10 protein-coding genes are annotated in these 13,222 nt (G+C 42.1%); 9 read left to right on the forward strand and 1 reads right to left on the reverse strand.

The window, feature by feature from the left end:
- Positions 1 to 212: 212 nt before the first annotated feature.
- On the reverse strand, positions 213 to 1,295 hold the full coding sequence (locus tag J5M87_RS02520) for a M24 family metallopeptidase (protein WP_154608186.1): 1,083 nt from the start codon (positions 1,293 to 1,295) through the stop codon (positions 213 to 215).
- Positions 1,296 to 1,666: 371 nt separating this feature from the next.
- Here J5M87_RS02520 and ccpA point away from each other — a divergent pair, with 371 nt between their 5' ends.
- From ccpA to J5M87_RS02565, 9 genes are all read left to right on the forward strand, one after another.
- Positions 1,667 to 2,668 carry a catabolite control protein A gene (gene ccpA, locus J5M87_RS02525; protein ID WP_154608259.1) on the forward strand — a complete coding sequence of 334 codons (1,002 nt, stop codon included), beginning with the start codon at positions 1,667 to 1,669 and terminating at the stop codon, positions 2,666 to 2,668.
- A 198-nt stretch (positions 2,669 to 2,866) separates the two neighbouring features.
- Entirely contained in the window at positions 2,867 to 3,865 is a 999-nt protein-coding gene (locus tag J5M87_RS02530) for a glycosyltransferase (protein ID WP_154608187.1), read from the forward strand.
- A complete protein-coding gene (locus tag J5M87_RS02535; protein WP_154608188.1) occupies positions 3,866 to 5,191 on the forward strand; it encodes a glycosyltransferase family 4 protein in 1,326 nt (441 codons plus the stop codon).
- 190 nt (positions 5,192 to 5,381) lie between these two features.
- A complete protein-coding gene (locus tag J5M87_RS02540; RefSeq protein ID WP_181351470.1) occupies positions 5,382 to 8,033 on the forward strand; it encodes an IdeS/Mac family cysteine endopeptidase in 2,652 nt (883 codons plus the stop codon).
- 17 nt (positions 8,034 to 8,050) lie between these two features.
- Positions 8,051 to 8,398, forward strand: a complete 348-nt coding sequence (locus J5M87_RS02545) for a hypothetical protein (RefSeq protein ID WP_154608190.1) — start codon at positions 8,051 to 8,053, stop codon at positions 8,396 to 8,398.
- 418 nt (positions 8,399 to 8,816) lie between these two features.
- Positions 8,817 to 9,434: a DUF1349 domain-containing protein gene (locus J5M87_RS02550; RefSeq protein WP_154608191.1), complete on the forward strand. Its 618-nt coding sequence runs from the start codon at positions 8,817 to 8,819 to the stop codon at positions 9,432 to 9,434.
- 28 nt (positions 9,435 to 9,462) lie between these two features.
- Complete coding sequence (gene thrS / locus J5M87_RS02555) at positions 9,463 to 11,412, forward strand: threonine--tRNA ligase (protein WP_154608192.1); 1,950 nt, start codon at positions 9,463 to 9,465, stop codon at positions 11,410 to 11,412.
- Positions 11,413 to 11,741: 329 nt separating this feature from the next.
- Positions 11,742 to 12,755 (forward strand): DUF3114 domain-containing protein, encoded by a 1,014-nt coding sequence (locus tag J5M87_RS02560; RefSeq protein WP_154608193.1) that lies wholly within the window; start codon positions 11,742 to 11,744, stop codon positions 12,753 to 12,755.
- 50 nt (positions 12,756 to 12,805) lie between these two features.
- Positions 12,806 to 13,174 (forward strand): nuclear transport factor 2 family protein, encoded by a 369-nt coding sequence (locus tag J5M87_RS02565; protein ID WP_230082355.1) that lies wholly within the window; start codon positions 12,806 to 12,808, stop codon positions 13,172 to 13,174.
- The last annotated feature ends 48 nt before the right edge of the window (positions 13,175 to 13,222 follow it).

The raw sequence follows: 13,222 nt of genomic DNA on the forward strand, positions 1-13,222 counted from the left end.
TAGGACAGAAAGATGTTGATTTTTGACATTCTTTATCATTAAATCTTATAATATATTAGACATAAAAAACGAACAAGCTAGCATTCTGAAGGTTAGAAAACGAGCTTTGTTCGCTTTTTGTATTTAGAATTGGACTTTTGTCCACTCCCAAGTAATTTCTTTTTCAACAGTTCAGCAAGGTAAGGATGGGAGAAGCTGATTTTTGACGAGTATTAGTCAAAATACAATAGTTCCTTGCTGGTATCAGTAAAGACTTCAAAACCATTTGCTGTGACGTAGCCGCAGTCCTCAATGCGGACGCCGACTTTTCCAGGGATATAGATACCTGGTTCAACAGAGAAGCACATGCCTTCTTCGAGGACGAGATCATTTCCTTCCATAATCGACGGGAATTCGTGGACATCCATCCCAATTCCGTGTCCCAAGCGGTGGTTAAAATACTCACCATAGCCTGCTTTTTCAATCACTTCACGAGCTGCGCGGTCTACTTCATGGGCTGTTACACCCGGTTTGATAAAGTCGAGTGCTGCTTGTTGGGCTTCAAGCGTGAGAGCGTAAATGTCTTTTTTGAACTGGTCAGGTTGGCCAACCGCAACTGTTCTGGTCATATCGCTTGCATAGCCATTTGCCATAATCCCTAGGTCAAAGAGGAGAAGGGCATTATTTTCTATCTTGTGAGGGCCAGGGATACCATGAGGATTCGCAGCATTGTTACCTGTTAAGACCATGGTTTCAAAGCTCATTTCAAGTCCTTCGCGTTTCATCGCAAATTCAATTTCAGCGATAATATCTGTTTCTGTTTTAGCGAGTGAAATGGCCTCAAAACCTAATTGAACTGCCTTGTCAGCCCATTTTCCTGCAGTCATCATCTTTTGGATTTCATCTGCTGATTTGATTAAACGCATGCGGTTGATGATTGGAGTAAGATTGTCAAATGTTGCTTGCTCAAAGACAGTTTTTAAGCCTTGATATTTGGTCAGAATCAGATTGTCAAACTCAAGTCCAATGTGGTTGTAGTTTTTGGCTGGTAAAGCAGCTTTGATTTTTTCCCAAGGATTTTCAGAATCCACATAGCCTACAACTGGAAAGGCAACTGATTGACGAGCGCGTTCAGCATCCAAGGCTGGAACAAAGAGGAGCGGTGTACTTTCTTGGCTGATAAAGAGGAACATTTGGCGTTCATGGGGGTCGCTATAAAAACCAGTCAGATAGGAAATCGAAACAGGATCTGAAAAGACAGCCATATCTAATTCAGTACGGTGTAATTGTTTCAGAATATCATTGATTTTGCTCATAAAAATACCTTCTTTCTACTTGTTTCATTGTGTCAAAAAAGAGCAAAAAAATCAAGGATTTATTGTGAAAAAACAAAAGAGATGAGGAGGTCTGGTCAGAAGTAGGATATGAAGGGAATAAGTTCCTCTCAATGTGTGAATGGACGCACGAAAAAGAAGGATAGGGAATCGGTTGAAATCGTGCAGAAAGGAAAGCTATGGACCGTGATTTTGGGGATTCTTGCTCATTTCCAAGTATTTTCTTTGATTTCTCATCTTTTTTCAAAAAAATGTGGTCTATCTCTTGAAAGGGATTTCAAAAAGTGATACACTATAAAGAGGGTGAAAGCGTAATTTTCATAAAAAGAAAGTGAAAGGAACTGACGATTATGTTGAATACTGATGATACGGTAACCATTTACGATGTTGCTCGGGAAGCAGGCGTTTCCATGGCAACCGTTAGCCGAGTAGTAAATGGCAATAAGAATGTAAAAGAGAACACACGTAAAAAAGTATTGGAAGTGATTGATCGCTTGGATTACCGACCAAATGCCGTGGCGCGTGGGTTGGCGAGTAAGAAAACGACAACGGTTGGGGTAGTTATTCCAAATATTGCCAATGCCTATTTTGCGACCTTGGCAAAAGGGATTGATGATATTGCGGACATGTATAAATACAATATTGTCTTGGCAAACAGTGATGAAAATGATGAAAAAGAAATCAACGTGGTTAATACGCTGTTTTCAAAACAGGTGGACGGCATTATTTTCATGGGCTACCATTTGACAGATAAGATTCGTGCCGAGTTTTCTCGTTCACGGACTCCGATTGTCCTTGCAGGGACAGTTGATTTAGAACATCAGTTACCAAGTGTCAATATTGATTATGCGAAAGCAACAAAAGATTCAGTTGAATTGTTAGCGAAAAACAATGAAAAAATTGCCTTTGTGTCAGGTCCTCTAGTGGATGAAATCAATGGAAAAGTACGTTTCTCAGGCTACAAGGAAGGATTGAAAGAAAAAGGCCTAACCTTTAACGAGGGTCTAGTCTTTGAATCCAAATACAAGTACGAAGAAGGCTATGCTCTTGCAGATCGTATCTTGAATGCTGGTGCCACAGCGGCCTACGTAGCAGAAGATGAAATTGCAGCAGGCTTGCTCAATGGGATTGTCGATAAGGGAATCAAGGTACCAGAAGAGTTTGAAATTATCACAAGTGACGACTCCTTGGTGACAAAATTCACCAGTCCAAACTTAACTTCTGTTAGCCAGCCCTTGTATGATATCGGTGCAATTGCCATGCGGATGTTGACAAAGATTATGCATAAGGAAGAGTTGGATACACGTGAAGTGATTTTGAATCATGGTATTAAAGAACGCAAATCAACCAAATAATGAATGAAGCTGGGCAGAGATGTCTGGCTTTTTTTATGAACTATAAAATATATGTCAAAACCTAGTTGTTAGGAATGTTGGAGAGCCATAGTGGGTTGCAACCCATTTGAAAAAGGAAAGGAATAAGCTTACTCCTGAATAGACTTCCTTTTACAGTTTAGAGGCGGAGGAAAATAGATTTTATGGTATAATGAGTGCATGAAAGTGCTATTGTATTTGGAAGGAAAAGCTGTTTTAGAAAAATCAGGAATTGGGCGTGCCCTATCTCATCAAATGGAGGCGCTCGATTTGGCTGGGATTCCCTACACGACAGACCTACTAGGTGATTATGATGTGGTTCATATCAATACCTATGGTCCACGAAGTTGGCTCTTGTTAAAAACAGCCAAGCGTAGAGGAAAAAAAGTTATTTTGCATGGGCATTCAACTCGGGAAGATTTTCGGAATTCCTTTATCGGCTCAAACCTCTTAGCGCCTTTAGTGGGTAAATATCTGGCTCGTATGTACCAGCAGGCGGATTTTGTGATTACACCCTCTGAATATTCTAAGAAATTGATTCAAGGCTATGGTGTCACAACTCCAATTCTTGCTGTTTCCAATGGAATTGACCTTGCGAAATACCGAAAAGATCCACGAAAAGAAGAAATTTTTCGGCAGTATTTTGGGATTGAAGAAGGTCAACCAGTAGTGGTTTGTGCGGGACTTTATTTCAGACGGAAAGGTATTGAAGATTTTGTTAAGGTGGCAGAGCGCATGCCTCATGTCCGTTTCATTTGGCTTGGAAGTATCAATAAGTGGTTGATTCCTTCTTATATTCGTAAGATTGTCGAAGGGGCTCATCCCGCAAATGTATCTTTTCCTGGTTACTTTAAGGGAGCGGTTTTTCAGGGGGCAATGAGTGGTGCAGATGCTTTTTTCTTCCCGTCCTATGAAGAAACAGAAGGAATTGTCGTCTTGGAAGCTCTAGCCAGTCACCAACAGGTCGTTCTGCGTGATATTCCTGTATACGAGGGCTGGATTGATGAGAGTTGTGCAGAATTGGGCCATACGGTGGATGATTTTGTAACCTCTATCCAAAAGATTTTGGAGAAACAGGTGGATAAGAGAGAAGCAGGTTATCGCGTAGCAGAAAGTCGGTCAATGGATAAGGTATCTTATCAGCTGGTAGAGGCTTATCGGAAAGTATTGGAGTTATAGATGAGAATTGGACTATTTACAGATACCTATTTTCCTCAGGTATCAGGAGTTGCAACTTCTATTAAGACCCTGAAAACAGAGTTAGAAAAGCAGGGACATCGTGTTTTTATCTTTACGACAACGGATAAGGATGTCAATCGCTATGAAGATTGGGATATTATTCGGATTCCAAGTGTGCCTTTTTTCGCCTTTAAAGATCGGAGAATCGCCTATCGGGGATTTACAGATGCGTTGAAGATTGCCAGTCGCTATGATTTGGATATTATCCATACACAGACGGAATTCTCCTTAGGAATTTTGGGGAAAATGGTTGCTCGAGAACTGGATATTCCTGTTGTACATACCTACCATACGCAGTATGAAGATTATGTGCGCTATATTGCAAATGGGAAATTAATTCGTCCCAGCATGGTCAAATACTTGGTTCGAGCTTTTTTCAAGGATTTGGATGGGGTGATTTGTCCGAGCGAAATTGTGGACAATCTTCTGAACGACTATCATATATTGGTATCCAAACGCGTGATTCCAACAGGGATTGAATTAGCAAAATTTGATCGACCAGAAATTACGTCAGATATGGTAGCTGAATTGCGTGAGAACTTGGGAATTGAAGAAGATGAAACCATGTTGCTGAGCCTGTCACGGATTTCTTATGAAAAAAATATTCAGGCTGTTATTGCAGCCATACCACGGATTTTATTAGAAAATAAGAAGGTCAAACTAGTCATTGCAGGAGGCGGCCCTTATGCGGAGGAGTTGAGGCAGCAAATTATAGATTTGCAGTTAGAGAATTGTGTTTTGATGACAGGGATGATAGCGCCAAGTGAAACAGCGCTCTATTATAAGGCTGCGGATTTCTTTATCTCTGCTTCAACTAGCGAAACGCAGGGGCTGACTTATTTAGAAAGTCTAGCCTCTGGCACACCGATTATTGCAGCATGGAATCCCTATTTAGAAAATGTTGTGACAGATAAAATGTTTGGTACCCTATATCAGCGAGAAGCTGAGTTGGCTGATGCAGTGTTGGATGCCATAGTTGTCACCCCTAACATGAATCCTTATCAGTTGGAAAGAAAGCTGTATGAGATTTCAGCTGAAAATTTTGGTCGTAGGGTCTATGAATACTATCTTGATTTAAAAATTTCTCATGATTTTAAGCGCGAACACATCCATGAAGATAGCACAGCAGAAACCTTATTAAAAGAAGCAATTAGTTTACCCAAACGGGCCTTTGTCAAGTCATCGGACACGACGGCGGCGATTGTAAAAAAATCAGTAGAGCAAGTAAAATCGATTCGGAATTATTTTGAAGATGAAGAAAAGTGATTGCTTGGTACGAGAAAAATAGGAGGTGAGGCAGAGTGACTCATCTCTTTTTTACGAGATAGGCAAAATGACCCCTTCAGACTGAGTATGCCCACGAGAAAGTTTGTTTAGAAATAGAGTAAAGCGCTTTCGTTTCTGCGTAAAATAGGGTATGATAGGGATAAGAAAAGAGATAAGAGAGGGTAGTAAGGTGAGAAATCAAGGGAAATTAATTCGGTTTGCCATTCGGACTTTAACGGTCGGTGTTTGTTCGGCAATGGTCGGTTTATTGGTAGGAATGGTTGGAAGTTCTTCTGTTGAAGCTACAGAAGAAACAGCGAGAGTGCAGTTAACCTACCAATATGTGGCAGAAGACGAATTAGCAGAAACAGAGAAGCAGGTCTTACGGTCAGATTTACCACAAGTGGCTGACCATTCTGTGACTTACTATTTGGTCTATCGTTTGGACAAGCAAGTCAGTCTCCCCAAAACCGCTAGCCATGCTAGACTTCTTCCCTTGATTGGTGGAGCTTGTTTGCTGGTGATTGCGGTTCGGCAGTTGAAAAAGCAAAGAACAGTAGTTTCGTTATTGTTGTTTACAAGTCTGGGTGGGGTTAGTTTTATTTCACAGGTTGATGCCCTACATGTTTCACTTTTTGCCCAGTATTCGCAGACATTTTTGTTAAATAAGGGAGATGCCTTACCGGATGGTAGGATTCAGATTGACGGCTATTCCTTTATTGGCTATCTTGAAAAGAGTGGTGAGGAGGAGCTCGTTGCTGATGAATTGACCGCTTCGTCAGAAGTATCTCCTATGGACAAGAGTGTTTCAGAAAAGCATTTTGCAAGTACGGACTCTTCTCCGCTGTTAACAGAGGTATCTAGGATAGCAGTAGCTCAAGCTGTAAGTCCCCAAGTTAACGTATCTTCTGTTCCGTCAAGTGCTGAAAGCCTTGAAACTCCTGCTACCACGAACCCAGCTTCTGAGCCAACAGATACGACAGATATATCAACTACTAAGGAATCTGAAAGCGTAGAAATTATTTCAACTACTCCATCTTCTGATTCTTCCTCGTCAAGTGTTGAAAGCCTTGAAACTCCTGTTGCCACGAACCCAAATTCTGAAGCAACTGACACAGCAGAAGCGCCAAATCCCACGGATACAGGAACAGTAGCAATCACACCAGTAACTCCGGCAGATAGTGATTTATCTGCCCCTAATTCATCTTCTGACACATCGAGTGATGATAGTCTAGAAACTCCTGTTACCACGAACCCAAATTCTGAAGCGGCTGACACAACAGAGGTGCCAAATCCCATGGGTACAGGAACAGCCGCCACCGCCCCAGTAACTCCAGCAGATACTGGTTCAGCTCACCCTAATTCATCTTCTGCCACGTCGAGTGATGATAGTCTAGAAACTCCTGTTGCCACGAACCCCAATTCTGAAGCGGCTGGCACAACAGAAGTGCCAAATCCCACGGATACAGGAACAGTAGCAATCACACCAGTAACTCCGGCAGATAGTGATTTATCTGCCCCTAATTCATCTTCTGACACATCAAATGTTGAAAGCCTTGAAACTCCTGTTGCCACGAACCCAGCTTCTGATGCGACTGATACAGCAGAAGTGCCAAATTCCATGGGTACAGGAACAGCCACTACCACACCAGAAACTCCAGCAGATAGTGATTTATCTGACCCTAATTCATCTTCTGACACATCAAATGTTGAAAGTATTGAAAATTCTGTCGCACCGCAACCGGGTTCTGATGCGTCAGATTTACCAAATGTTACGGAACCTGAAGATACACCAAATCCTCCAACAGCTCCAATTCTTTCAGAAGAAAACTTTTCCGAAAAGCCAGATAGCTTATCAGAGGTAGACAGCACAGAAAATGATCAAGATTCGGTTCGTCATATGCTTGAGCAAGGAACAAACAAGAATATTAGTCAGTATCGTGATGAAGAAGGGGAGCTTCGCTCCATTCTTTGGGCTAAGGGAATACGGCCTCCTCAAATGGGAAATGAAGGTGATTTCAAAAAGACAATTACTCCAGCTGGTCATAAAACCTATATCGAATACAAGGCGCCTTTTGTCGCAAACCAAGGCTGGTATGATATTAATAAATCGACACAGGATACGGCGGATAAAAACTTGTGCTTTGCTGTAACGGCTACCAATATGCTTCATTGGTGGATGGATCAGAATAAGGAGGAGTTGGAAAGGTATATCGAAAAACAGGGAAATCCAACTCGAACAGTTGGCGGTCGAACCTATCAGTTGACGGATTTTATCCAGTCGCCACAAGACCAAGAAAATAGTGCGGTTTATCAATTGTTGAAGAGCTTCTATGCCGGTGGTGGAGGTTACTATACAGATTTAGTGCTGGATTTCTTTATCAATGGCTATCCTCCTCATCGTGGGAAAAAGCTAGAAGATGACCAGTTGCTTCCTCATGCAAGTGCCGGCCTCTTCTATGATGTCTTTAGCTACCATAGCTTGAGTGAGAGAACTGCTCCAGCAGATTATACAGATTTTAGTCAACGCTTGATTGAATTACTCGGTCAAGAACAACTGATTGGAATGGTCTATCCTATTTTGGGAGGAAGTCATATTGTGACCTTGTGGGGGGCAGAATATGATAGCAATGGGAAACTTGCAGCCGTTTATGTGACAGATTCGGATGACCAATTTAGTCCCCAAGGCGCAATGATTCGCTACCAGGTTAAAAATGCCAATGGACGACCAAAGATTAGTACAGAGGTGACTGACCCAAACATTGGTGCAGAAGTTCTCTATCTCAATACGCTTGATTTAGGGAAGAAACAATGGGAGCAGTATTTCTCAAGGAACAACTAAAGAGAGGATGAATGGTTATGAAACAGTTAAGAAAAGATAGTGTATTTCTCCTACTTATATCCTTTATCTATATGGGATTTCCATTGCTAATCCCCTATATCAGTAGTGATCAACTAGTTCAAAAATCGCTTTATGTCAACCATATTTTGTTCTATATTCCGCTAGTGGTTTTTCTAGCCTGCCTCATCTATGGACTGATGGATGGCTTCAAAATCCGTTATGCAATCTGTGTGTTCGTACTCTTTCCTTTGACGATTCTTTACTGGAAAGAATGGATTTTCCTTTACCAAGTAATCTATAGTCTGCTAGCCCTTTTGGGAAATGGACTTGGATACCTGGTGAAGCAAATGTACAAAGAGCAGTGAAAAAATCTGCAAAATACTTGAAATTTTGTCTAAAGGTGCTATAATAACAATCAGAGACAAGTCTGTTAGGACCTTTTTTCAAGAGAGTGCGTGGTTGCTGCAAACGCATAAAAAGCCTGATGAGATACTCCTCTCCTAGCTTTTATGAAAACATAAAACGGTTGCTACGATATAGCTGATTCGAGGTGCTAGTTCTATTTGCATGAGGTGAATAGTTGGTCAGCACGAATGAAGGTGGAACCACGTTGCGACGTCCTTTTCGGGATGTCGTTTTTTATGTGAAAAAGGAGATGGACAGATAGTAGAGGATACTCCATGACAATCAATAGCCGACTCTTTTTACGACTGAAAATAGTACTAAGTGAATGAATGACCGAAGTGGCTGCTTGTTGATGAGTAATAAGAAAGGAAGAGACCAATGGACCGGATATTTACAGCTGATAAACTCAAGTGGACGAGGGAGCCTGCTGCCTACAATTTATCAGATGAGGAAATAACGATAACGACACTGCCACATACAGATCTCTGGCAACGAACCTATTACCATTTCCGTAACGACAATGCTCCTGTGCTACAAATGGAGACAGACGAGGAATTTTTCTCTTTTGTCGTAAAGACACAGTTTGATAGCAAGCACCGGTTTGATCAATGTGGTGTCGTGGTTTATCTAGATAGTGAAAATTGGCTCAAAGCCTCGATTGAGTATGAAAATGAGACCATTCAGCATTTGGGGAGTGTTGTGACCAATCAAGGTTATTCAGATTGGGCAACGACGGAGATTGCAGCAGATGTAAGAGAGATGTGGTATCGTCTGAGCCGCAGAGGTCAGGATTTCCGTCTTGAATGTTCGACAGATGGCCAGCATTTCCAGCAGATGCGGATTTGTCACTTGCATGAAGCGAAAGAAACCATTTCCTTTGGTATTTATGCCTGCAGTCCGGAAGATTCGTCTTTTACAGCTCGTTTTACCAACCTATCCCTAGGAGAATGCATGTGGCTGGCTCATGATGGTCAGGCACCGGATGACTTTGTTTAAATTGATAACAGAAAATAAGGAGAAAAACATGATTAAGATTACTTTTCCAGACGGCGCTGTGCGCGAATTTGAGTCTGGTGTTACAACCTTTGAGATTGCACAATCAATTAGCAATTCTCTAGCTAAAAAGGCGCTTGCTGGGAAATTCAATGGCAAATTGATTGATACCACTCGTGCGATTGTTGAAGATGGCTCACTTGAAATCGTCACTCCAGACCATGAGGATGCGCTTGACATCTTGCGTCACTCAGCAGCCCACTTGTTTGCGCAGGCGGCTCGTCGCCTTTTCCCAGAAATTCATTTGGGAGTTGGTCCTGCTATTCAAGACGGTTTCTACTATGACACAGACAATGAGGCTGGACAGATTTCAAACGAAGATTTGGCTGCCATTGAAGAAGAGATGAAGAAAATCGTCAAGGAGAATTTCCCAAGCATTCGTGAGGAAGTGTCAAAGGATCAAGCGCGTGAGATTTTCAAACACGATCCGTACAAATTGGAACTGATTGAGGAGCATTCAGAGGACGAGGGTGGCTTGACCATTTACCGTCAGGGAGAATATGTAGATCTTTGCCGTGGTCCTCACGTACCGTCAACTGGTCGTATTCAAGTCTTCCAATTGCTCAATGTAGCAGGTGCTTACTGGCGTGGAAATAGTGATAATGCCATGATGCAACGGGTCTATGGTACAGCTTGGTTTGACAAAAACGATTTGAAGAAATACATCCAAATGCGGGAAGAAGCCAAAGAACGTGACCACAGAAAACTTGGAAAAGAATTAGATCTCTTCATGATTAGTCAGGAAGTAGGACAAGGCTTGCCTTTCTGGTTGCCAAATGGAGCAACGATTCGTCGCACTTTGGAGCGCTATATTACGGATAAGGAGTTGGCTTCTGGCTACCAACATGTTTACACTCCACCACTTGCTTCCGTTGAATTGTACAAAACATCTGGTCACTGGGATCACTATTCAGAAGATATGTTCCCAACCATGGACATGGGAGACGGTGAGGAATTTGTCCTTCGTCCAATGAATTGTCCACACCACATTCAAGTCTATAAAAATCATGTTCGTTCTTACCGCGAATTGCCAGTTCGTATTGCTGAGCTTGGTATGATGCACCGCTATGAAAAATCAGGTGCCCTTTCAGGGTTGCAACGGGTCCGTGAAATGACCTTGAATGATGGTCACATTTTCGTTGCCCCAGAGCAGATTCAAGAAGAATTTAAACGGGCGCTTCAATTGATTATTGATGTGTATGCAGATTTCAATTTGACAGATTACCGTTTCCGTCTTTCTTATCGTGATCCGGAAGATACGCATAAATATTACGATAATGATGAAATGTGGGAAAATGCTCAAGCCATGTTAAAAGCAGCCATGGATGACATGGAATTGGATTATTTTGAAGCAGAAGGAGAAGCTGCTTTCTACGGTCCAAAATTGGATATTCAAGTGAAAACAGCTCTTGGAAATGAAGAAACCTTATCGACTATTCAGCTGGATTTCTTGCTTCCAGAACGCTTTAATTTAAGCTATATTGGAGCAGACGGAGAAGAACACCGCCCAGTTATGATTCACCGTGGTGTTATCTCTACCATGGAGCGTTTTACTGCTATCTTGATTGAAACCTATAAAGGTGCCTTCCCAACTTGGCTTGCCCCAACTCAGGTCACCTTGATTCCTGTTTCTAATGAAAAACATGTGGACTACGCTTGGGAAGTCGCTAAAGAATTGCAAAATCATGGTGTGCGTGCCGTTGTTGATGAACGAAATGAAAAAATGCAGTACAAGATTCGCCAAAGTCAAACTGGGAAAATTCCATACCAATTGATTGTCGGAGATAAGGAAATGGAAGACCGTGCGGTTAACATTCGTCGCTATGGACACAAGGAAACGCAGACAGTGAGTCTTGCAGACTTCAAAGAGCAAATCTTGGCAGATATTGCAAACTACTCTCGCGCCCCAAAAGATGTTTAGGTAGCGGAGCAACAATCGAACTTTCGAAGCAATCGATTTTGTTGTGATACCCCACACAGTTGATGAAATCTTCAGCTATGTCTGAAATTATGTTAGCATAGACAAAACAATAGGGGCTGAGAAAACTCGGTTCCTATTATGTTATAGTTTCTCGTTTTTGGATACCCAATCGCTACTCAATGAAGTATAGTGAATTGAATAAAGGTTAGGACATCGTTAAGTCGCTTTGATGAACGCCAGTTCTATCTACAGCTCCTTGCTTTGTCCCATTCCTTTCTCAATCCACTATAACTCTATGAATAGTTTTTAGAATTGGAAAGGAGGAAATCATGTGGCAAATCTTATCGAAACGCAAGTGGGAATTTAGCCAGATAGGACTAGAAGAACGCTACCGTGTAGCAGGGCAATTTTTAGCTCTAAAGGCTCAAGGCTGGTCAGATGAGGTATTAGCGAATATAGTAGAACGACAGCTAGATTTGAGTGACAGTCGGATTGGCTCAGCTTTGTTTCGTGAGCTGTGGCAGTTGGAAAAAAATTATTTGCCTCCTAGACAGCTCTTGGAGATTGTCATTGCTATCGTGGGAATGCCAGACGATGTGTCAGGAGAATTGGCTGAAAATCAAGCCCTAGTCGCTCGTTTTCATCCGAATCTTGCTCCTCATGATCCTTTTTGGTGGGACTTGTCCCATGTTGTTGATCAAACCTTTCCAGGAACGAGTATGGCAGAAAAAGACTTACTGGCAAGGCAAGTCCATCAACTGCGTTATGTCATCTCTAGTCAGCAGGCCGAGTATGTCCGCCAGCATGTGAAAAAAGTGGGAGAAACAGATAGTCGTGCCCTTGTTCGTTATCTGCGAAAAATCTATCCTTGGTGGTCTTGGAAGAAGGATTATACAATTGGAACGTCTGCTCGCTTGCATAACAAGCTCAAGTTTGAAAATGGTGAAAAGCGGTATCCGTCAGGCTATTCGTCCTTTAATATCAAGATTTTGATTCATTTTCATACGGAATTTATCCTTGACAGTAAAGGTAATTTTCTCAATGAAATGGATGCTCAGAAAGTAGACGAAATCGGGATTGTCAATGGGGCTAGTTTTAACTATGGCAAGGCTGGTAAACGCCACTGGGACTTGGATGTTGATACGGTTGGCCCTCATGATCCCGTTTTTCGAAATCAAGCTACCAAAGGCTTTCGAGCGCCCAATCGTAGTGGCAAATGTGAAGCTGATTATGACCGTAGCTATTTTAACCCGCAAGGATTGTATGCGGAAAATGCCCTATCCAATTATCAACAGACCAAGCTAGTCGTGAGAGAGTTTAAACGCATGATGTGGAGAGGTTGAAATTTCCTTTTAATCCATGTCAAAAATGTTATCATGAGGAGGAGGTTCTGTTGCTGGACATATCGTCGTTTGTGACAGCTGTAGTGGCACAAGAGGAGGAAAAACTCAGAAGCTATTTTGCCGAGGAGGCTGTAGTCCGATGGCCCTGCACCAATGAATGTTTTTCTGTGGATGAATATATCCGAGCGAATTGTGACTATCCTGGCAACTGGGATGGGGAAATCGAACGTATGGAAGAGGTAGGGGATACGATTATTATCGTCACGCGTGTTTTTCCTGTTGACAAATCTTTTTCTGTTCATGCGGTCAGCTTTCTGAAACTTCAAGATGATGTGATTGTGGAGCTGGACGAATATTGGGCAGACGATGGCAAAGTGCCGGACTGGCGTAAACAGATGAACATTGGAAAGCCGATTTGATAAATAGGGAACAACCGCTGAAAAGATTCTTCAGCGGTTGTTGGATAT

Source organism: Streptococcus sp. zg-86 (genome assembly GCF_017639855.1).
Lineage (GTDB): Bacteria > Bacillota > Bacilli > Lactobacillales > Streptococcaceae > Streptococcus > Streptococcus zhangguiae.